Genomic DNA, 637 nt, shown 5'->3' with positions numbered 1-637 from the left:
GGCTATTGTCTCGGTGTCCTGATGCACTCGGCCTGAGATGGGTGTTCCTACCACGATATCTTGTTGCCTGCTGTATTTATGCAGTTCTATCATAAATACAGCCAGTAAGGTCATGTAATCTGTCGTTCCATGTTGTTTATTTATATTTTGAATGCCAGCTTTCTGCTCTTGGCTAAGCTGAACCGACACTTGGGCTCCTTTGTAACTTTGGATTTTGGGACGGGGATAGTCCGTCACCAAGTCCAAAACCGGTGCCTCTTCTTTAAATACTTCTTTCCAATAGTTTCTCTGACTCTCCAGGTTTCTGCCACGCATCCATTCACTATAATCCTTGTATTGGATTTCAAGTGGTTGTAATTCTTCACCGTTATACAATCGTGAGAAATCTTCGATTAATAGATTTAGCGTCTGATGATCGGAAATAATATGGTGCATATCGAATAGTAAAATATAGTTGTTCCGATTTCTTTCTTTGACTACTTTAAAACGCATAAGTGGTGCTTTTCCGATGTCAAACGGGCGTACAAATTGTTCCATGTCAGCGTCACTGTAGCTGTCGGTCTCTTCATATTCCACTTGGTAGAATACCTCGTCTGCAATGACTTGATATGCTCCTTCTTCGGTCATTACAAAACTT

General features: G+C 41.1%; 1 protein-coding gene. It reads right to left on the bottom strand.

Going from position 1 to position 637, the window contains the following annotated elements; translation table 11 throughout:
- On the bottom strand, positions 1-627 hold a 627-nt coding region (locus tag K3G25_RS20595), incomplete at its 3' end, for a condensation domain-containing protein (protein ID WP_232489509.1).
- Positions 628-637 lie beyond the last annotated feature (10 nt).

It is taken from the genome of Bacillus sp. FCW2, from assembly GCF_021228595.1.
Taxonomy (GTDB): Bacteria; Bacillota; Bacilli; order Bacillales; family Bacillaceae; genus Bacillus; species Bacillus velezensis.
The sequence above is the reverse complement of the archived record's forward strand: the minus strand, read 5'-3'. Positions and strand labels throughout refer to the sequence as shown.